Here is a 1,748-nt window from a genome sequence, read left to right on the forward strand (position 1 = left end):
CAACGGTTTTGGCTTCTGCCAAACAAGCACTATTAGCAGAACGTTTGGTATAGTTCTGATACGCAGGCAGAGCGATGGCAGCTAGGATACTGATGGATACATGAATATCGCAGTAAATACTGATATAATTGTGACAATTATTTTTTTGAGAAGTTGTCTATGGGCATAAAAAAATCCCTACCAATCGGTATCGAAACCTTTGCCAAAATACATCATGACAATCATTACTATGTTGATAAAACACAGCTAATTATTGAGCTTATCAACTTTAGTGATTACATCTTTTTATCCAGACCCAGACGATTTGGCAAAAGCCTAACCATTGATACCATTGCAGAACTCTTTGATGGTAATCAAGCGTTGTTTTATGGGCTATATGCCCAAGATAATTGGGATTGGTCACAAAAGCACCCCATTATCCGTCTAAGCTTTGTTGATGGGGTAAAAGATGGGTTGGATAGACTCAATAAAAACTTGACCAACCAACTTAATGAGACTGCAAATCGATATCAAGTGACATTGTCTGATGAGGCATACGTCGCCATTCGATTTAGAAATCTTATTACCATACTATATCAAAAATACCAACAAAAAGTAGTTATCTTAATTGATGAATATGACAAACCAATTTTAGATAACATGGTCAGTCATGACCCTAAGCAAGCCAAACAAATGCGAGATGCTTTAAAAGATTTTTATTCCATTATTAAAGGGCAAGATGCCAAGTTGCGTTTTGTCATGCTGACAGGTGTATCCCAGTTTAGCAAAGTTAATCTATTTTCTGGTTTAAATAATCTGACAGACATTACGTTATTGAAGCAATTTTCTGCTATTTGTGGTTATACTCAATATGAGCTTGAAACAGTTTTTGCTGATGAGCTAATGGATGTGGATTTACAAAAAATCAAAGATTGGTACAACGGTTATAATTGGACAGGTGATAAAGTCTATAATCCATTTGATATTTTATTATTTTTGGCGGATAAAAACCGAGTATTTCAACCATTTTGGTTTGCATCAGGTACTCCTGATTTTTTATTAAAGGTGCTTGATTATGAGGGTGTGGAAAAGTTTGACATTCGTCAAATGACAGCTGATAAATTGCAATTATCTAAGCTGGATATTGAAGACGTTCACCCAATTGCATTGATGTTCCAAACAGGCTATTTAACCATTAAAAAGGTATTCACCGTACTTGATAGCCCTTATTATCAGCTTGGCTATCCCAACAGAGAGGTACGACAAAGTTTAAGTAAACTGTTATTGGCTAAGTATTTACACAAAAAAAACGAACAAGCTCCAGCGGTTTTAGTAACGCTACTTGCCACCAATGATTTTGATGCCCTAAAACAACAACTCAAATCCTTTATCGCCAGCATTCCTTATGATTGGCACAGAAATAACACCATTGCTCATTATGAAGGATATTGGGCAAGTGTGCTTTTTAGCTACTTTGCCAGTATTGGTTTTGACATTACTTTAGAAGACATGACCAATCAAGGTCGTATTGACATGACCATAAAATTACAAGACAGTATCTATATTTTTGAATTTAAAGTATTGACCAAGCATAGACAAGGGAGTGCCACAAGCCAAATTATTGATAAAAATTATGGTGAAAAATATTTAAGTAAAAATAAAGCCATCTATCAAATAGGTATTGAAATCAATGCACAAATTCGACAAATTCAACATTTTGAAGTTACCAGTCCAAGTGATATAAAGCGTTCATCAGTATCCTAGCTGCC

Annotated in this window: 1 protein-coding gene; it reads left to right on the top strand. The window is 35.2% G+C overall.

The genetic code is table 11. The annotated features are described in order from the left end of the window. The first annotated feature begins 159 nt into the window (after positions 1 to 159). Positions 160 to 1,743 carry an ATP-binding protein gene (locus tag B0682_RS09290; protein WP_078308457.1) on the top strand — a complete coding sequence of 528 codons (1,584 nt, stop codon included), beginning with the start codon at positions 160 to 162 and terminating at the stop codon, positions 1,741 to 1,743. Positions 1,744 to 1,748 lie beyond the last annotated feature (5 nt).

This window comes from Lwoffella lincolnii (assembly GCF_002014765.1).
Taxonomy (GTDB): domain Bacteria; phylum Pseudomonadota; class Gammaproteobacteria; order Pseudomonadales; family Moraxellaceae; genus Psychrobacter; species Psychrobacter lincolnii.